We start from the raw sequence: 18,045 nt of genomic DNA, 5'->3' as shown, positions 1-18,045 counted from the left end.
CTGAATGAATCCTAGCGAGAAGGTTAGTGCAATCAGTGCTCGTGCGAGGAGGGTTTGCTCTCGGAAACTTGCTTCTCTTTTGGCAGGTGTTTGTAGATAAAAACACCCGTTAATAAGGTATAAACAAAAGTTGCGGCTAATAAGCCAAATACTTTGAAGTTGACCCAAACATCCAATGGCAGTTGATATGCAATGTAGATGTTTAGTACAGCGCAAACGCTGAAAAAGAAAACCCACGCCCAGTTGATTTTTGCCCATACGTGTTCAGGTAAGGTTAGCTCTTTGCCAAGCATTCCTTTAATGGCTGATTTGCCCATGATGTGGCTGATGGTCAAGCCCAAGGCAAACACAACGTAAACAATGGTGACTTTCCATTTAATGAAATTGTCATCGTGAAAGAAAATCGTCATACCACCGAAGATAGTCACCATCAAAAACGTGATGATCTGCATTTTTTCAACTTTCTTATACAGTGCGTAGGTCAGGGCAATCTGTACCGCACTGGCCACGATAAGTGCCCCTGTGGCGACATAGATGTCGTACATCTTGAAAAGGGCAAAAAAGATGATAAGTGGTATAAAATCAATAAGTTGCTTCATTCGTATTTATGCTTCCGATTTAAACGTTGCGCACAGTCTAACCAAAACCGTGTCAGAGCTAAATAGAAAGAGACAATTCGAAACAAATTAACTAGAAATGGATTAGCGTTCCCAGCCGCTGGTTTCAAGTTGTGGTATTGCTCGTTTCATATCTTCTAAATAGCCTTCGCTTTTTAAATTGGCGACGGCTATCTGCAATTCTTCATCTGTCATTGAAAAACAGGAATCTTTGCCAGTAATTAAGCCTAGATATTGGTGGTATTCAAATTCACTGAAATGGCCAATCCGATCGATAACCAATTCTCGGATCCCGTGGTGAATCAAACCATAATAAGTATCACGATGAATATCCATTACTCATACTCCAAGTCGATTCGTGCTAACGCCAAAAGTTTGCCGCTGCTATGTGGCACGAAAGAGGTGTCGTTTATTATAGCAATCGCAATGCCAACTTTATCGTCAGTCATAGGGCGCTTTAATGATTAACTTTAGTATGAGAACTGTTTTTTTTGCAAATTGCGATGCAAAAAGAAAGCCGCATAGGATGCGGCTTGTATTGGATCAATGATGCTCTGTGATGAGTTAGGCTTTTTGCTGCTTCAATGAGGCCTCAGTGGCTTCTTCTTCAATCAAAGCATCAACAATAACGGCACACGCGGCATCCCCTGTGATGTTGAGCGCGGTACGGATCATGTCGAAGATACGGTCTAGGGCGAACAGTAGTGGCAAACCTTCAATTGGAATCCCAGCCGCTAGCAAAACGGCCACTACAAGGAAAGAAGGACCAGGAACACCTGCTTGACCGACGGCGCCCAGTGTCGCTGTTACGATGATGGCAATGTAAGCGCCCATCGAGAGATCAATATTGAATAGCTGGGCGAAGAAAATCGCAACTAAACCGTAATAGATGGCGTTGCCAGACATGTTGATGGTGGCACCTAACGGCAGAACAAAGGCGGCAGTTGAGTTGCGTACGCCAAGGTCGTGCTCTACGGTATCCATAGTGACAGGGAGTGTCGCCATTGATGACGCGGTTGAAAGGGCTACGGCTTGAGGCTTTTTCATCGCAAGGATAAATTTCTTAGCCGACGTCTTGGTTAAGACCTGAATCATCAGCGGGTAAGCAATAAAGCCGAAAATTAAAATGGCCGCGACATAAACCAAAAAGAGTTTAAACACCACCATCAGTGCACCAAAACCAAACGTGCCGACGGCTTCAGCCATCAAACCGAATACACCGATAGGCGCGATGATCATCACTTTGTTGATCATCCACACCATGGCATCAACAATGGTGTTTACGCCATTGATGATCGGGTCACGTTTTTCTTTGCTTTGTTTAGAAATGGCAATGCCAAAGAACAAGCAAAAAACAAGGATTTGTAGAATGTTGGCATTATTCAGTGACTGGAAAACGTTGGTTGGGATCATACCCGTAATGGTTGCCCAAAAAGTAGGTAGTTCACCTTTTGCTGCATATTCGGCAGAAAACATACCTTCAACGCCCGAAATATCGACACCGATACCCGGTTGGAAGACTTCGCCCATTACCAGTGCCAGCGTCACGGCGAGTGCGGAAGTGACCGCAAAAAAGCTGAGTGTGACAAAACCGACTTTACCCGCCGCGTGGCTATTACCAAGGCCCGCAGCACCGGAAATAAGCGCAACGGCCACCAGTGGGATCACCAGCATCTTAATTAGGTTGATAAAAATGACACCTAGTGGCGAAAAGACGGCCGCATCGTGTCCCATCATGGCACCAACGGCAGTACCAATGATCATTGCAATGACGACTTGCACGCCAATGTTGCTTAACAAACTCTTTTTGTTTAACACTTCCATAACCTCTGTGCTAATTAATTGTAAATTCCTAGTGTTACCCACTACATAAATATCAATCGGTGGATAAATATCTCGACTAGCTTTTTACACGGATATTTTACATTTAGCAATATGGTAACAAGGTAAATTGACAAGATTGTTGATAGTTTATTGACATGAAACGTGGTTTTTTCAAAAAGAAAACGTTTGCTATTTTTTTTGTCAATTCAATGAGTGGTTGATTTGTGTTTTATGAATGAATTTGGCGAGGCGTAAATGTTAAAAAAAAGATCGATTTCTTGGTTTGACTCAGAAATCGATCGGGTTGGTTTTTGCTGTAAACCAATTTATTTCAACGTCGCTGCTTTCATGCTGGAAACGAAATGGCTGAGAGTCGTTAACATTTCATCTGGCTGATTAAGTCGTTGTTCAATAATTTTCACCACTGCGGATCCCGATATTGCGCCAGCGGCACCGGCGGTGATGGCCTGTTTGACTTGCTCAGGTTCTGATATGCCAAACCCAAGCAATGCGGGTGGGGCATCAAATTGGCTCAGTCTTTCCAACAAGGCATGTACTGGCATATTGGCTTTTGTTTCTGCTCCTGTCACACCAGATCGAGACAGTAGATAAGTATAGCCACGGCCAAGTTTGGCGACCGCGGCTAGGGTCTCATCACTGGCGGTGGGTGGTGCGATGAAAATGGGTTGAATCCCGTATTTGTCTGCCGCCGCGACAAATTCACGGCTTTCATTAGTCGGAACATCGGCGATCAATACTGAATCTACACCCGCATTTTTACAGCGTTGGTAGAAGTTGTCGATGCCACGTGAATAAACGAGGTTGGCATACATGAGTAGTCCGATAGGCAGGTCAGGATATTGCGCGCGAATTTTGGTGATCAACTCAAAGCAGATATCTGGAGTCGTCCCTGCATCCAGTGCACGAATATTCGCCCCTTGGATGGTTGGGCCATCAGCGAGCGGATCAGAGAAAGGGATACCGAGTTCTAATGCGTCTGCTCCTGCTTCCACTAGCGTTTGCATGATGCGCAGTGATTGCTCTGGATCTGGGTCCCCGATGGTCACAAATGGAACAAACGCACCTTGATTGTTGTCAGCTAAACGCTGAAATAGGGTTTGATAGCGATCCATTACAGCGCTCCTTTCTCTTCTAATAGTTTATGGACGGTGAAAATATCTTTATCGCCGCGACCGGATAGATTCACGACCAATAACTGCTCTTTTTCTGGCTCGGCATACGCCATCTTCACGGCGTAAGCAACCGCATGTGATGATTCCAGCGCGGGAATAATACCTTCGTTACGTGCGATCGATTGGAAAGCATCGAGTGCTTCGTCATCGGTAATGCTTTCGTACTCAGCGCGGCCTGTCGCATAAAGATGAGCGTGCTGAGGGCCAACAGAAGGGAAATCAAGCCCAGCGGACACCGAGTAAGACTCTTCCACTTGCCCGTTTTCATCTTGCATCAAAGGTGATTTCATGCCGAAGAAAATACCTGTCTTGCCGTGCTTTAATGGCGCGCCATGCTGGTGGGTATGAATGCCTTTTCCTGCTGGCTCAATGCCAATCAAACGGACATTCTTTTCTTCAATAAAGTCAGCAAACATGCCAATCGCGTTCGAACCGCCGCCGACACAAGCAAGCACCGCATCTGGTAAACGACCTTCGCGAGCCAAAATTTGCAGTTTCGTTTCTTCGCCAATCATGCGTTGAAATTCACGGACTATGGTTGGAAATGGGTGAGGCCCCGCTGCAGTACCTAATAAATAGTGGGTGGTTTCATAGGTGGCAGACCAGTCACGTAGCGCTTCATTGCACGCATCTTTAAGTGTTGCTGATCCTGAATGAACGGGGATCACTTCTGCGCCCATTAGCTTCATACGAAACACGTTGGGGCTTTGGCGTTCAACATCTTTTGCACCCATATAAACGCGACATTTTAGCCCCAGTAGTGCGCAGGCCAACGCCGTTGCAACACCATGTTGCCCTGCGCCTGTTTCGGCAATAATTTCATGTTTACCCATACGCTTAGCAAGCAGTGCCTGACCAAGTACTTGGTTAGTTTTGTGTGCGCCACCGTGCAATAAGTCTTCACGTTTTAAGTACAATTTGGTTTTTGTGCCTTTCGTGAGGTTTCGCGTCAAAGTTAGCGCCGTTGGCCGACCTGCATACTCTTGTAGTAACGTCATGAATTCAGCACGAAATTCAGGATCTTCCTGCGCATCAATAAAAGCTTGTTCCAATTGGTCAAGCGCTGGTACTAAAATTTGTGGAACGTATTGACCACCGTATTCGCCAAAATAGGCATCGAGTTTTGCCATGATTCGTATCCTTAGTCTCTGTGTTACTGCTGAGTGATTCAGCGGTAATGAATCTGTTGTTATCCCTTGCTACTTGACCTTGCGGCTGGGTGAGTCACTCGCTTTTCAAGCCAATGGGAATCGATTTAGTGTTAGTACTGCCGAATAGCGTCGAACGCTAGGGTTAGCTTGTGTAAGTCTTTTTTCCCCGGTTCGCTCTCAACACCTGAATTGAGATCGAGCCCTAAACAACCGATGTTTGCTGCTTTCTGAGCATTTTCAGGGGATAAGCCACCCGCCAACATGATATCGTTTACCTCGGTTAGTAATTGCCAGTCAAACCGTTGGCCAGTGCCGCCAGATTGCGTTCCTACTTTGGCATCGAATAAATGACGGTCAATGTGGCGCTCAAGTTTGGTCGGCAGGCAGTCGCTCACGCCATAAGCTTTCCAGATTTCAATCTGGCTAGGTAAGTGAGCTCTCAATTGGTCAACATAGGCTTGATCTTCTTCGCCATGCAGTTGCACCGCAAAGAGTTTTAACGTCGTAGCAATCTGCGTAATGGCTTCAATAGTGTGATTTTGAAACACGCCCACGTAGCGCAGCGGCGCGCCGCTCATCGTCAAACGTGCATTGTCCAAGTCGACATAGCGTTTGGATTGCGGCACAAAAATTAAGCCACCAAACACGGCTCCAGCTTGATAGGCTTTGGCCGCATCGTCAGCATGAGTTAAGCCGCACACTTTGTTTTCGCCGAGCGTCACTTTGCGTACCGCTAGCTCTAAATTTTCTTCGGCCATTAACGAGCTGCCGATTAAAAATCCGTTGGCGTATTGCGAAAGTTCACGCACTTGTTGGTGAGTATAAATGCCAGACTCAGAGATGATCACGGTTCCTTCTGGGAGTAAAGGTGCCAGCTGTTTAGTGCGATTTAGATCGGTTGAGAGATCGCGCAAGTTGCGGTTATTAATGCCAATAACTTTCGCTTGCAGGGCGACTGCCCGATGCAGCTCTTCCTCATTGCTCACTTCGGTTAAAATACCCATACCCAGTTGGTGAGCCACATTGGCTAGCGTTTGATAGTGTTGATCATCAAGGACGGACAGCATCAATAAAATGGCATCTGCACTGTAATGACGAGCCAAATAAACCTGATAAACATCAACCATAAAGTCTTTGCAAATCACAGGTTGGCTTACTTGCGCGCGAACGCGTGGCAGAAATTCGAGGTTGCCTTGGAAATATTTTTCATCAGTCAAAACTGAAATGGCGTCTGCATATTGATGGTAAACCGAGGCGATATAATCCAAATCAAAATCCTGGCGAATGAGCCCTTTGGAAGGTGACGCTTTTTTACATTCCAAAATAAAAGCGGTTTTACCCGTATTTAACGCATCATAAAATGAGCGATCCGATGCGGTTAATAAATGTTCGAAGCTGCCCAAGGGTTGCTGCGCTTTACGCTGCTCGACCCATTCATATTTGTCATTGACGATTTTGGCCAACACTTCAGCCATTTGAGTATGCTGGGTTGAAATGTGGTCAGAAAGTTGCTCAGGCATGGGGCTTAACCTCTTTGTGCCAGTTGTTGGACAAGCTGGTAGGCTTTGCCCGAGTTCATTACACTAATGGCCTGTTGCGTATTGGCTTTGAGATCTTCTTGGCCAAAAAGACGCAGCAGCAGCGCCACATTGACAGCGACGGCAGCCAGTTGTGCTGGCGTGCCTTTCCCTGTCAGCAGGTTGGTAATAATGGCGCGATTCTCCGCAGGCTCACCACCCTGAATGGCTTCAAGTGGATAGCTTTCAACACCAAAATCTTTAGGTGTTAAGGTGTATTCGATGATGTGTCCATCACGAATTTCAGCCACTAATGTTTCACCATGAATCGCCACTTCATCTAAACCACTGCCATGAACGACCGCTGCACGTTTCAATCCCATTTGTAACATGGTTTGGGCAATAGGCAGAACCAGTTCTTTACTGTAAACACCCATCAGTTCAATGTTGGGGCGAGCAGGGTTAACCAGCGGCCCTAATATATTGAAGATAGTGCGCGTTTTCATGGTTTGGCGCACGGGCATCGCATGACGTACGCCACCATGATATTGCGGCGCAAATAGGAAAGCGACGCCCAAATCATCGATGGCTTGGCGAGTATTTTCAGCGCTCATCGCAAGGTTAATACCAAATGAATCCAGTAGATCAGAAGAGCCTGATTTGCTCGATACTCCACGATTACCATGTTTGGCAATTTTTACGCCACAGGCAGCAGCAACAAATGCTGCGGTGGTTGAAATATTAAAAGTATTTGAGCCATCACCACCAGTGCCGACTATGTCTGCAAAATCATAGTCTGGCCTTGGAAACGGGGCCGCGTTAGCCAATAATGCTTTGGCTGCGCCAGCAATTTCATCGGGTGTTTCACCTTTAATTTTCAGTGCCGTCAATACCGCTGCCATCAAAATAGAGTCGAGTTCACCACGGATGATGACATCAAACAGTTGCTGGCTTTCTGCTTGCGAGAGCGACTGCTGCGCGTAAAGTTTATTAATGATGTTTTCCATAAAATATCCCTATAAATCCGTTAGTGGGTGCTTTTTTCTAAAGCCCAATCGATCGCATTGGCAAGCAATGCTGCGCCATGAGTAGTCATGATGGACTCTGGATGAAATTGAAAGCCGCACACTTTATCTTGCTCTTGCACCACGGACATCACGAGCCCATCAACCTCAGCCGTGATGGTTAAACTATCTGGAACCTCAGTAGCCACTAGGGAATGATAACGAGCAATGGCTAGTGGTGACGGTAGCTGTTGGTAAATACGGTGATGTTGGTGTTCCATCATCGAGATTTTTCCATGGATAATTTCGCCAGCACCCGCGACGGTGCCGCCGTAAGCTTCAACAATCGCTTGGTGACCTAAACAGATGCCAATGATCGGCACTTTGCCCTTAAGGCGTTGGATTAATTGTGGCATGCATCCCGCGTCTGCGGGCGCGCCCGGTCCGGGGGAGAGTAGCAGCAGCGGTTCATCCAATTGAAAGACCGCTTGTTCAATGCTCTGTGCGGCGATGTTGTTGCGATAAACTGTCACCGTATGGCCGAGTGAGCGGAATTGATCAACAAGGTTGTAGGTAAAGGAATCAAAGTTATCGATAAAAATAATGTTGGCCATGTCTGCTACTCCTGATGCGCGGCTTGAATTGCAGAGATCACGGCTTGTGCTTTACCACGTGTCTCGTCGGCTTCCGATTGAGGGTCTGAATCATAAACGACCCCAGCGCCCGCTTGAACTTGCGCAATACCCTGTTCGACATAAGCCGAGCGGATCACAATGCAAGTATCTAAATCGCCTTCCCCGGTAAGATAGCCTACCGCGCCACCGTAACTGCCACGGCGGGCTTTTTCCACGTTACGGATAAGCTGCATGGCGCGAATCTTCGGCGCACCAGTGAGTGTGCCCATATTCATGCACGCTTGGTAAGCGTGCAGTGCATCGAGATCGCTTCGGAGTTGACCCACCACGCGAGAAACCAAATGCATAACGTGACTGTAGCGATCCACTTTCAATAAATCAGCGACGTGGCGCGTTCCTGCTTGTGCAATACGCGCGACATCGTTGCGCGCAAGGTCGACCAACATCATGTGTTCAGCGTTCTCTTTTTTGTCGCAACGTAGTTCAAGTTCAATGCGGCTATCTAAATCAAAATCAATTGAACCATCGGCGCGTTTACCACGGCGGCGAGTCCCTGCGATAGGGTAAATCTCAATCTGGTTGGTTTCGGTGGCGTATTTCAATGCGCTTTCAGGAGAAGCGCCAAACAGAGTAAAGCGTTCGTCTTGCATATAAAACATGTAAGGGCTTGGATTGCTCTCTTTCAGTTTTTTATAAGCAGCAAGTGGTGAAGGGCAAGGCAGGGTAAATCGGCGAGAAGGGACCACCTGAAAAACATCGCCTTTCACGACAAATTCTTTTAACGCTTGAACGGTCTTGCAAAACTCTTGGTCAGAAATATTCGTTGTCACGCTTACGTTAGCTACGGTTTTGGCTTGCGGTAGTAATTTGGGTGCGGCACATTGCTGCGCGATCTCTTGTAAACGAGTAATTAATGTTTCGCGCATTGTTGGCGTGGGGTTAAAAACACTGGCTTGCAACTGACAATGCTCAGTTTTATGGTCAATCACCAACAAGGTTTCTGCGATATAAAAAACGTAGTCTGGACACTGATTAGTCGTATCGGCATTTCCTAGCGGTTCGAAGTTGGCCACCAAATCGTAGGCAAATAAACCGCCTAGAAAGAGGGCATGTTTATCGTGATGACGAAGATCGAAACTGTGCTGCACGAGGCGTAGTGCATCAAAAGAAGAGGCTTCGCGTAGGCGAGAATCTTCGTCTAGCGTGTCGCATGGTGCTTGAAATTGAAGCGTTAAGGTATTTTGTTGTAACTGATGTTCAATATCCGCTTTAATATTACGCTGTAGATGTTCGATGAGCTGTTGACCATTGTCTGTCAATGCGTGAAAAGTGACAACGTGACCAAAGCAGGTGATGCGCACGGCAGCATCAACCAATAATAGACTTTTGAGATCCTGTTTTGAGTCGATCTCGGCGGATTCTAATAGCAAACAATCTGTTTTTGACTCACATAGCGTATGAAATAGACGTGTTGGATCTTGGGTATAAGGCACGGACATATTGATTACGTCAATTTGGCCTAAGTTTTTAATTTCAATGGTCTTATTCACAAGACCTCCTTGATGAATTTTAATGTTCCTGTCGTCCATACTCGCATAATCCTCTTAGAGACCCAATCATCACTTTGGGGGGGGCGCTGTTTTATTGCGCAATGTAATGTGAGCTATTCGACAAAATAAAAAGCCCGCTCATTGAGGCGGGCTTTGTGAATTCGTGTTCTATTTTAAAAGTACACGGTTGCCCACCAAGAACTTGTCCAAGTGTGCCACCAATTGAGCTCAGATGAAGCTGCGCTTAAATTGTGATTATGGTTTTGGTTAAATTCTTGTAACATGGTCAACCTCAAATACGTGCCTTGCATTTGCGTACTAGTTAACTAGTGCGAGAGTAAAAAGTCAAGCCTAAAAGATGGCCAAAATAAAATTATGAGAATTGATCTACATAGCCACACCACTTCTTCAGATGGCAGGTTATCGCCGCAAGCGTTAATCGATAGGGCGCTAAGCTTTGATATTGAGGTATTGGCGATCACTGATCACGATACGACTGATGCATTAACTATTGCTCATGACTATATTAATCAGCAACAATTACCCATCACCTTGATCGATGGCATCGAGATTTCCACGGTTTGGCAAAATAAAGATATTCATATTGTTGGGCTCAACATCGACTCAAACGCTCAAGCTCTGCAGCAGTTAATTGAGCAGCAAAAGGCACATCGTGTGCAGCGCGCACAATTGATTGCACAACGATTGCAAAAAGTGACACGTGAAGGGGTGTTAGAAGAGGTGCAAGCCATCGCCGGAGAAGCACCGATTACTCGTGCGCATTTCGCAAAATGGCTGGTTGAACAGGGTTTTGCGAAGAACATGCAGCAGGTGTTCAAAAAGTTTCTCACCCGCGATAATCCCGGGTATGTACCACCAAGTTGGTGCTCGATGACCGATGCCGTTGAAGCAATACACGCCGCTGGTGGCCAAGCGGTATTAGCGCATCCTGGACGATATGACTTGACGACCAAGTGGCTCAAGCGCTTAATAACGGCGTTTGTAGAAGCGGGTGGTGACGCTATGGAAGTGGCACAGCCACAACAAGCGCCACAAGAAAGACGTAATTTAGCCGATTATGCCATACAATACAATCTATTAGCTTCTCAAGGTAGTGACTTTCATTACCCCTCACCTTGGATGGAACTGGGGCGAAATCTTTGGTTGCCTTCTGGCGTCGATCCTGTCTGGAAAGATTGGGGTTTAAGCCCCGTAGATAGACTCAATAATGAGGAATTACAATGAGCCAGTTTTTTTACGTTCATCCAGAAAACCCGCAGACTCGCTTGATTACTCAAGCGGTTGCTATTATCCGCAATGGCGGAGTTGTTGTGTACCCAACGGATTCTGGTTATGCACTAGGCTGCCAACTAGAAAATAAACAAGCACTAGAGCGTATTTGCCAAATTCGCCGCCTTGATGATAAGCATAATTTTACCTTGCTGTGCCGTGATTTGTCAGAGCTCTCTTTTTATGCGCGTGTGGATAATACCGCTTTTCGCTTGCTAAAGAATAATACACCTGGCCCTTATACGTTTATTTTTAAAGGGACCAAAGAAGTGCCACGTCGGTTGATGAATGCGAAGCGTAAGACGATTGGTATCCGCGTGCCTAATAACCGTATTGCACTTGATTTACTTGAAGCGTTAGGTGAACCGCTAATGTCCACCTCACTTATTTTGCCCGGCAACACCCATACAGAATCGGATCCAGAAGAGATTCGGGATCGCCTTGAACACGCCGTGGATGTCATTTTAAACGGGGGTTATTTAGGTGAACAGCCGACGACAGTGATTGATTTCAGTGAAGATGAGATGGTGGTTGCTCGCGTGGGAGCGGGCGATCCAACACCTTTTGAATAGCTTTTGAGTAGGCCATCAAAACGAGTGCTTTTTGGCGTAGAATTTGAGATACTATGCGGCCGCGATTTTGGGGTCGCATTTTTTCATTCGACGTCTGTGAAGACGACACATAGGTAGATAAATGAGCGAAAAGTTACAAAAAGTTTTAGCACGAGCTGGTCATGGTTCTCGTCGTGAGTTAGAAGCTTTGATTAGAGCAGGACGTGTCAGTGTTAATGGCAAGGTAGCTATGTTGGGCGAGCGTCTAGAAGATGATAACGCAGTTGTGCGTATTGATGGACATGCTGTTTCCGTTAAAGCGCCAGAAGAGGTTATTTGTCGAGTGCTTGCTTACTACAAACCGGAAGGTGAGCTTTGTACCCGTCATGATCCAGAAGGTCGTCGGACGGTATTTGATCGTCTACCTAAAATTCGTGGTTCGCGTTGGATTTCAGTTGGCCGCTTAGATGCCAACACCTCAGGCTTACTTCTCTTTACTACCGATGGTGAATTGGCTAATCGCCTTATGCACCCAAGCCGTCAAGTAGAACGCGAATATTTAGTGCGTGTTTTTGGCGAAGTGAACGAGCAGAAAGTGCGTAACCTCGTTAAAGGGGTTGAGCTAGAAGATGGCTTGGCACGCTTTGAAGATATCGTTTACGCTGGTGGTGAAGGTATGAACCATACTTTCTACGTCGCGATTAACGAGGGCCGTAATCGTGAAGTTCGTCGTCTTTGGGAATCTCAAGATACCACAGTGAGCCGTTTGAAACGCGTTCGTTATGGCGAGATCTATTTGGACAAAAAACTGCCACGCGGCGGTTGGATGGAACTGGATCTTAAAGATGTAAACTATTTACGTGAATTGGTTGAACTGCGTCCTGAGAAAGAGACGATGCTAGATTTGAGCAAAGACAACACTTCACGTACTCGTGAGCGTGCGCGTAGCCAAAAAATTCGCCGTGCCGTTAAGCGCCATGAAGAGCGCGTAACGACGACAGGCAAGCCTAAAAGTCGTACGACCAATGGTACAACGACGAATGGTAAAAAAACTAACGGTACGACAACCAATGGCACAACTACTGGCCGTCGCAAGCCTGCTTCAAGTACCCGTAACAGTGGTGCAGATGGTAGCCGCGGCACTGGTCGGCCTCAAACTGGTAAAGCGAAAGCGCCACGTCGATAAGCGAAACTTTCTCGTTGCCTGTTAATTGATATTTAAATCCCGAGCTAAGCTCGGGATTTTTTCGTTTAAGAGATTGATAATAAACTAAAAATTAAAACAATAGAGTTGGTATTGAGCACTTGTACATGATTGACATCCATATGTTCCATATTTTCCGGTATTAAGTGTGTAGAGTGAAGAAACAGGCTACATGTGGCATGTATGGTATGGTTGACTAAATTTTAGTGATGCTACAATGTTACGATCATAAGCGGGTAGATTTGGAGTTAGTTAAACATGGATAGAGCAGGCATCTCAGCCGTTAAAGTGACACTTATCTACGCAACATTTGCCGTGCTCTGGATATTATTCTCGGATATGACAGTCGAATTATTGATAGATAACGCCCAGTTGCGCGCTCTCGCTCAAACCTATAAGGGGTTGATGTTTGTCAGTATTACCGCCTTACTTTTGCTCATGTTGGTGCTTAGAGGTAACCGCTTACTAGAAAAGGCCAATGATATGGACAGCCTCACTGGGCTGCACAGCCTTAGTATGTTTGTGCGCACTCTCAATATAACGATCAAGAAATTAAAGTCTAATGAGCGATTTATTCTTTGTTACCTCGATGTCGACGATTTTAAAAGTATCAACGAAACTCTGGGGTTTGAGCGTGCAGATGCATTTTTGCAGGATTTAGCTCACGATATTAACGAAATGACTTTGCCCGGCTCATTAGTATCGCGCTTACATGCCGATCAGTTTGCCAGTTTTGTAAAGTTGAGTGACGCTGTAGATATGGATTCTCATGTTCGGAGCGTCCAACGTCTGTATACCCATCGGGCCAAGCAACACAATATTGAAACAACTTGCTGCATAGGTGTTGCCATTTACCCAGCCGATGGTATCAGTGCCAGAGAACTGATGGTTTCCGCGACTGAGGCTCTTAATGTTGCAAAGAAACAAAAGAATGCCATTCAGTATCATGACAAAACATTAACAGAAAAAGCGATGCAGCGCCGGCAAATGGTCCTCGACCTGCGCTTAGCGATCGACGACGATAGCTTAACGGTTGTATATCAACCTAAATATGACCTAAAAACATTAACAGTCAACGGTGTCGAAGTACTGATTCGTTGGAACCATCCTGTTAAAGGCGCTATCCCGCCGGATGTTTTTATCCCATTAGCCGAGGACAATGGCTTGACGGGCGCTATCTCCAAATTTGTGGTTGGAAAAGTATCACAGGAGCTGGGGCGTTCAGGAATATTGGGGACACAAATTAAACACGTTGCTGTTAATGTCTCCGCGACTGAGTTCAATAATGCTGATGAGATGTATGAACTCACGCGATTTATTCAGCAGCATGAGAATTTGAACTCATTCATACGCATTGAAATTACGGAAACAGCAACGCTTACCGATATGAAAAAGAGTGTTGAAATTATTTCTAATCTGCAATCTAACGGGATTACTTTTTCCATCGATGATTTTGGCACGGGTTATACGTCACTTGCCATGCTCAAAGATCTTACTGTAGATGAAATCAAAATTGACCGCAGTTTCGTCTCTGAAGTAGAACATGATGATCGCTCAAGAACGATAGTGAATGCCATTATTGCTATGGCGCAAAGTTTTGACATCAATATTGTGGCAGAAGGCGTAGAGACAGCCAACCAATTGAAAATTTTGCAGACAATGGGCTGTCAACAAGTGCAGGGCTACTACCTAGGACACCCAATGCCAGTGGAAGATCTTATTAACCATCTATCTTTGAATATTAATTAAAAATCTCACCTATAAAATGAGTAGTACGCTCAGTACTTATTAAGCTGATGAGGTATGTATTTAGCTAGTTTGGTTGACTGCCGCTTCTTTGCAAGGCCGCTTCTTCACCCTCATGCACTGACTCTCAAAGCAAGAGGGCGAAGATTTTTCATACCAAGCTTCAGTTACCTAATTCAGCATAGTGTTCCTAAAAAAGATAAGTCTCATAACGAGCAAATGACAAACGATGGCTACAAGGTTTGCTGTAGTTGGAAATAGCGGCCTTGTTTGGCCAATAACGTTTGGTGGCTACCGTATTCCACTATTTCACCTTGTTCAATCAGGCAAATAGCATCCATTGTTTCTAACTCGACCAAGCGGTGAGTAATAAAGAGGACCGTTTTATGCGCAAAATGCTGTTGAAATAGAGCCAGAATTTGCTGCTCTGTTTGTTTATCCAAGCCTTCCGTGGGTTCATCGAGTAATAAAATGGAACCGTTATGCAGCAGTGCGCGCGCGATACCGATGCGGCGTTTCTCTCCACCAGAGAGCTGACGGCCGCCGTCACCCAGCCATGCGTCCAAACCTAGATCGTCCAATAGAGTATGTAAACCGACTTGCGTTAAGGCGTGAGCTAACTGTTGATCGTTTGCGCTTGGATTGGCCATCGCGAGGTTGTCTCGCAGCGTGCCATTGAGTACATCTACACGTTGGCTAACCACACTGATGGTTTGGCGAAGTTCGTTCTCATTCCACGCTGTTAAGTGGGTACCTGCAATAGAGACGCTACCTTGCTGTGGATCCCAATAGCGTGACAGCAATTGCATTAAGGTTGATTTGCCCGAGCCTGTTTGCCCCACTATCGCAACGCGATGCCCTGCGGGAATATGGAGATTAACACCGCGTAACACATCTTGGCTGCTGTCAGGATAGTGAAAGGTTACGTCTGAAAATTCAATATCGAATTGACCTGAGTGCTGAGTTAAAGCGGTAGGAAATTGAACTTCAGGCTCAGCCAGAATAATATCGTTGAGGCGGCGAGCAGAAGTGAGTGTTTGCCCTAAATGTTGAAATGCACCAGCAATCGGCATCAGCAGCTCAAAACTTGCCATAGTTGCAAAAGCCACCAGTGCAATCATCGGGTCGGGTTGATTACCTGCCACACCATCGGCGGCAAGCCAGATCACTAACACAAGCGTCCAGCCATTAGCGAGCATGAGCAGTGCTTGTGCAAGGCCAGAAAAATGAGCGTTAGCCAATTGATTGACCAGCAATTTTTGCTGCGCTCTAAGAATCGCTTCACGGTAACGGTTTTCTGCACCAAACAGGGTCAGTTCACTGTAGCCTTGCAACCAGTCAAGCGTTGCAATACGCAAATCCGCCTTGTGCTGGGTGAGCTCGGCACCATTACGCTGACCCAGTTTATAAAAGAGGACAGGCCACACGAGCAGTAGCGTCAGAAGAATTGCACCAAGGGTTAAGCCAATGGCAGGGTCGAACCAACATAAGAATGCCGTTAACGCACTAATGCCCAGTACACCCACGGTTACTGGGCTGATTAAGCGTAAATAGACGTGATCCATAGCATCGATATCTGCCACTAGACGGTTGAGTAAATCAGCGTCTCTGAGGTTTGACACACGACCTGGGATCAGTGGCGCGAGTTTTTGGAAGAAGAAAATACGCAGATCCGTCAGCAGCTTGAATGTAGCATTATGGCTGACAACACGCTCACCCCAACGTCCTGCAGTGCGTCCCATGGCAAACCCACGTACAAACGCGCCCGGTAGCATGTAGTTGAATGTTTCACGAGCAATGGTTAAGCCAGCAATGGCCGCTGCGGATAAAAACCAGCCGGATAAGGTCAGTAGGCCAATCGAGGCAAACAGGGTTAAAAAGGCCAGCAGCATGCCGAGAGATAAACCAAACCAGTGCTTTTTATACAATTTAAGGTAAGGGATGAGATCACGCATCAAGGTTCCCCTTATTGGCTTCATCAAGCGCTTGATTAGCTTGTAACATATCTGAAAACAGACCCTTTTGCTGGCTGAGTGTGTTGTAATCGCCTGTTTGAACTATCGCCCCATTTTGCATCACCAAAATCTGTTGCACCGATTTTAATGGTGCTAATTGGTGCGTCACGATTAAAGCGGTGTGGTGTTGAATTTGGCGGTTCAAACCTTGCATCACTAACTGTTCGCTGCGGGCATCTAAGCTGGCGGTTGGTTCATCAAGTAGCCAAAAATTGCCGTTTTGTAGCAGCGCGCGAGCAAGTGCAATTCGCTGAGCTTGTCCGACAGATAATCCACCGGATCGATCGGTGATGGCGTAATCCAAACCATGTTTGTCGACAAATTCAGCCGCATAGGCATTGTCTAAAGCCGAATGAAGCGCTTCGTCACTCATGTCATGCTTGCCGAGGCTGATATTCTCAATGATGGTTCCGTGTACCAATAGTGGGTTTTGCCCAACCCAACTGATCTGCTTACGCCAGCTGGTATGCTCAAGATCGCTCAGTTCAATACCATTGATTTTCAAACTGCCTTGGTAAGGCATGAAGCCTAAAATGGCGTTTACTAAGCTGGTTTTACCTGCACCGCTTGGCCCGACAAGCGCAGTGGTTGAATGGTTATCTAACGTAAATGAAATTGGACCGACCAAGCGTTTTCCTTCTGGACTAAACACTTCGAGATCTTGCGCTACAATGCCAATCTGCTGTGCACCGTCGAGCGAGATAGATCCTGATTTCACCTTGCTGATGTCTGTTTCCAAAAACTCGACAATGCTTTCAGCCGCGCCGACAGCTTGTTGTTTGGCGTGATAAAAGGTGCCCAAATCACGTAATGGTTGATAAAACTCAGGCGCAAGGATCAAGATAAATAGGCCGGAAAATAGAGTTACGGCTGTACCGTAGTAGCCGAAATTCAACTCGCCAATAAAGCTAAAACCAAAGTAAACGGCGGTGATGGCGATCGATATCGAGGTGAAAAATTCTAACACTGCTGATGATAGAAAGGCGATTTTCAATACATCCATTGTGCGAGTGCGAAAGACTTCAGAAGCGCCTTTAAGCTGATCGGCTTCGGCTTGTGTGCGGTTGAATAGGCGTATTGTAGTCATCGACTGCAGGCGATCATAAAAGTGACCAGATAACCGCTGCAGAGCTTTGAAATTTTTACGATTAGCATCGGCTGCTTTCATACCGACTAAGGCCATAAACAGCGGCACTAAGGGTGCGGTGATTAAGAAAATCAAACCCGCCGCCCAGTTGACGGGAAAGACCACAATCAAAATCATAAACGGGATCAACACAGATAATGACATCTGCGGTAAATAGCGCGCAAAAAAGTCCTGCATGTTTTCGACTTGTTCAAGCAGTAATGTTGCCCATGCACCGGCAGGTTTACCTTTAATGTAAGCAGGGCCCAACTCGCGAACTTTATCCAGTATTAACTGACGGATATAAATGCGGATCTGCTCTCCGCAGCGAAAACCCGCAATTTCACGCCCCCATGCGCACGCGGCACGTGCGGCAATCGTCACCACCAAACCAAGAAAATAGGGAATGAGCTCTGCTTTATCAACTTGTTCAATAATCAGTTGATGCAGAATGGAGGCGAGGAGTGCGGCCTGAGCCAGCAAAAACACACTTGATAATACGCCAAGGCCAACAGCAATCATTAACCAGCGTTTTGCCAGTTTACTTTGCTGTTTGAGCCAATTATTCAAGCTACGTTGCTTTTTCTTATCCATTTCGAAGGCTTAATGAGAATTATTATGT

Annotated in this window: 16 protein-coding genes and 1 other annotated feature; of the genes, 4 read left to right on the top strand and 12 right to left on the bottom strand. The window is 46.1% G+C overall.

Features of this window, described 5'->3' with window-relative positions; genetic code table 11:
• Positions 1-32 precede the first annotated feature (32 nt).
• From PL85_RS10485 to PL85_RS10440, 10 genes are all read right to left on the bottom strand, one after another.
• The gene (locus tag PL85_RS10485; protein WP_017042013.1) at positions 33-599 is read right to left on the bottom strand and encodes a septation protein A; all 567 of its coding nucleotides are present in this window, start codon (positions 597-599) and stop codon (positions 33-35) included.
• 102 nt (positions 600-701) lie between these two features.
• On the bottom strand, positions 702-953 hold the full coding sequence (locus PL85_RS10480; protein WP_017044617.1) for a hypothetical protein: 252 nt from the start codon (positions 951-953) through the stop codon (positions 702-704).
• Between the two features lie 228 nt (positions 954-1,181).
• On the bottom strand, positions 1,182-2,441 hold the full coding sequence (locus PL85_RS10475) for a dicarboxylate/amino acid:cation symporter (RefSeq protein WP_038148379.1): 1,260 nt from the start codon (positions 2,439-2,441) through the stop codon (positions 1,182-1,184).
• A gap of 326 nt (positions 2,442-2,767) precedes the next feature.
• Positions 2,768-3,574, bottom strand: coding sequence for a tryptophan synthase subunit alpha (gene trpA, locus PL85_RS10470; protein WP_115339686.1), 807 nt, complete (start codon positions 3,572-3,574; stop codon positions 2,768-2,770).
• Entirely contained in the window at positions 3,574-4,764 is a 1,191-nt protein-coding gene (trpB, locus tag PL85_RS10465) for a tryptophan synthase subunit beta (RefSeq protein WP_013857145.1), read from the bottom strand. Before trpB ends, trpA begins: the two co-directional genes overlap by 1 nt.
• A gap of 131 nt (positions 4,765-4,895) precedes the next feature.
• Complete coding sequence (gene trpCF, locus PL85_RS10460) at positions 4,896-6,305, bottom strand: bifunctional indole-3-glycerol-phosphate synthase TrpC/phosphoribosylanthranilate isomerase TrpF (protein ID WP_115339687.1); 1,410 nt, start codon at positions 6,303-6,305, stop codon at positions 4,896-4,898.
• Positions 6,306-6,310: 5 nt separating this feature from the next.
• Positions 6,311-7,309, bottom strand: coding sequence for an anthranilate phosphoribosyltransferase (trpD, locus tag PL85_RS10455; protein WP_115339688.1), 999 nt, complete (start codon positions 7,307-7,309; stop codon positions 6,311-6,313).
• Between the two features lie 20 nt (positions 7,310-7,329).
• Positions 7,330-7,920, bottom strand: coding sequence for an aminodeoxychorismate/anthranilate synthase component II (locus tag PL85_RS10450; RefSeq protein WP_013857142.1), 591 nt, complete (start codon positions 7,918-7,920; stop codon positions 7,330-7,332).
• A gap of 5 nt (positions 7,921-7,925) precedes the next feature.
• On the bottom strand, positions 7,926-9,491 hold the full coding sequence (locus PL85_RS10445; protein ID WP_088721136.1) for an anthranilate synthase component 1: 1,566 nt from the start codon (positions 9,489-9,491) through the stop codon (positions 7,926-7,928).
• Between the two features lie 124 nt (positions 9,492-9,615).
• Positions 9,616-9,718: a sequence feature (Trp leader region), on the bottom strand.
• Positions 9,665-9,802: a hypothetical protein gene (locus tag PL85_RS10440; protein WP_010318233.1), complete on the bottom strand. Its 138-nt coding sequence runs from the start codon at positions 9,800-9,802 to the stop codon at positions 9,665-9,667. Its footprint overlaps the feature before it by 54 nt.
• A gap of 64 nt (positions 9,803-9,866) precedes the next feature.
• On the opposite strand from PL85_RS10440, the gene rnm reads away from it, so the two are divergent.
• The 4 genes from rnm (at position 9,867) to PL85_RS10420 (ending at position 14,285) form a co-directional block, all read left to right on the top strand.
• Positions 9,867-10,736, top strand: a complete 870-nt coding sequence (rnm, locus tag PL85_RS10435) for an RNase RNM (RefSeq protein WP_017042022.1) — start codon at positions 9,867-9,869, stop codon at positions 10,734-10,736.
• Positions 10,733-11,353 carry an L-threonylcarbamoyladenylate synthase gene (locus tag PL85_RS10430; protein ID WP_013857139.1) on the top strand — a complete coding sequence of 207 codons (621 nt, stop codon included), beginning with the start codon at positions 10,733-10,735 and terminating at the stop codon, positions 11,351-11,353. The genes rnm and PL85_RS10430 overlap by 4 nt, the downstream gene beginning before the upstream one ends.
• 121 nt (positions 11,354-11,474) lie before the next feature.
• Positions 11,475-12,518: a 23S rRNA pseudouridine(2605) synthase RluB gene (gene rluB / locus PL85_RS10425; RefSeq protein ID WP_013857138.1), complete on the top strand. Its 1,044-nt coding sequence runs from the start codon at positions 11,475-11,477 to the stop codon at positions 12,516-12,518.
• A 276-nt stretch (positions 12,519-12,794) separates the two neighbouring features.
• Positions 12,795-14,285: a putative bifunctional diguanylate cyclase/phosphodiesterase gene (locus PL85_RS10420; protein ID WP_115339689.1), complete on the top strand. Its 1,491-nt coding sequence runs from the start codon at positions 12,795-12,797 to the stop codon at positions 14,283-14,285.
• 230 nt (positions 14,286-14,515) lie between these two features.
• Here the strand turns inward: PL85_RS10420 and cydC are convergent, their stop codons facing one another.
• Both cydC and cydD read right to left on the bottom strand, forming a co-directional pair.
• On the bottom strand, positions 14,516-16,237 hold the full coding sequence (gene cydC, locus PL85_RS10415) for a heme ABC transporter ATP-binding protein/permease CydC (protein WP_115339690.1): 1,722 nt from the start codon (positions 16,235-16,237) through the stop codon (positions 14,516-14,518).
• The gene (gene cydD / locus PL85_RS10410) at positions 16,230-18,017 is read right to left on the bottom strand and encodes a heme ABC transporter permease/ATP-binding protein CydD (RefSeq protein WP_088732223.1); all 1,788 of its coding nucleotides are present in this window, start codon (positions 18,015-18,017) and stop codon (positions 16,230-16,232) included. The genes cydC and cydD overlap by 8 nt, the downstream gene beginning before the upstream one ends.
• Between the last annotated feature and the right edge of the window lie 28 nt (positions 18,018-18,045).

It is taken from the genome of Vibrio anguillarum (assembly GCF_001989995.2).
GTDB lineage: Bacteria > Pseudomonadota > Gammaproteobacteria > Enterobacterales > Vibrionaceae > Vibrio > Vibrio anguillarum.
The sequence above is the reverse complement of the archived record's forward strand: the minus strand, read 5'-3'. Positions and strand labels throughout refer to the sequence as shown.

What these genes read in the sequence shown, in the direction of transcription:
- PL85_RS10485 (WP_017042013.1), bottom strand. Translation starts at nt 599, where the DNA reads ATGAAGCAACTTATTGATTTTATACCACTTATCATCTTTTTTGCCCTT.
- PL85_RS10480 (WP_017044617.1), bottom strand. Translation starts at nt 953, where the DNA reads ATGGATATTCATCGTGATACTTATTATGGTTTGATTCACCACGGGATC.
- PL85_RS10475 (WP_038148379.1), bottom strand. Translation starts at nt 2,441, where the DNA reads ATGGAAGTGTTAAACAAAAAGAGTTTGTTAAGCAACATTGGCGTGCAA.
- trpA (WP_115339686.1), bottom strand. Translation starts at nt 3,574, where the DNA reads ATGGATCGCTATCAAACCCTATTTCAGCGTTTAGCTGACAACAATCAA.
- trpB (WP_013857145.1), bottom strand. Translation starts at nt 4,764, where the DNA reads ATGGCAAAACTCGATGCCTATTTTGGCGAATACGGTGGTCAATACGTT.
- trpCF (WP_115339687.1), bottom strand. Translation starts at nt 6,305, where the DNA reads ATGCCTGAGCAACTTTCTGACCACATTTCAACCCAGCATACTCAAATG.
- trpD (WP_115339688.1), bottom strand. Translation starts at nt 7,309, where the DNA reads ATGGAAAACATCATTAATAAACTTTACGCGCAGCAGTCGCTCTCGCAA.
- PL85_RS10450 (WP_013857142.1), bottom strand. Translation starts at nt 7,920, where the DNA reads ATGGCCAACATTATTTTTATCGATAACTTTGATTCCTTTACCTACAAC.
- PL85_RS10440 (WP_010318233.1), bottom strand. Translation starts at nt 9,802, where the DNA reads ATGCAAGGCACGTATTTGAGGTTGACCATGTTACAAGAATTTAACCAA.
- rnm (WP_017042022.1), top strand. Translation starts at nt 9,867, where the DNA reads ATGAGAATTGATCTACATAGCCACACCACTTCTTCAGATGGCAGGTTA.
- PL85_RS10430 (WP_013857139.1), top strand. Translation starts at nt 10,733, where the DNA reads ATGAGCCAGTTTTTTTACGTTCATCCAGAAAACCCGCAGACTCGCTTG.
- rluB (WP_013857138.1), top strand. Translation starts at nt 11,475, where the DNA reads ATGAGCGAAAAGTTACAAAAAGTTTTAGCACGAGCTGGTCATGGTTCT.
- PL85_RS10420 (WP_115339689.1), top strand. Translation starts at nt 12,795, where the DNA reads ATGGATAGAGCAGGCATCTCAGCCGTTAAAGTGACACTTATCTACGCA.
- cydC (WP_115339690.1), bottom strand. Translation starts at nt 16,237, where the DNA reads ATGCGTGATCTCATCCCTTACCTTAAATTGTATAAAAAGCACTGGTTT.
- cydD (WP_088732223.1), bottom strand. Translation starts at nt 18,017, where the DNA reads ATGGATAAGAAAAAGCAACGTAGCTTGAATAATTGGCTCAAACAGCAA.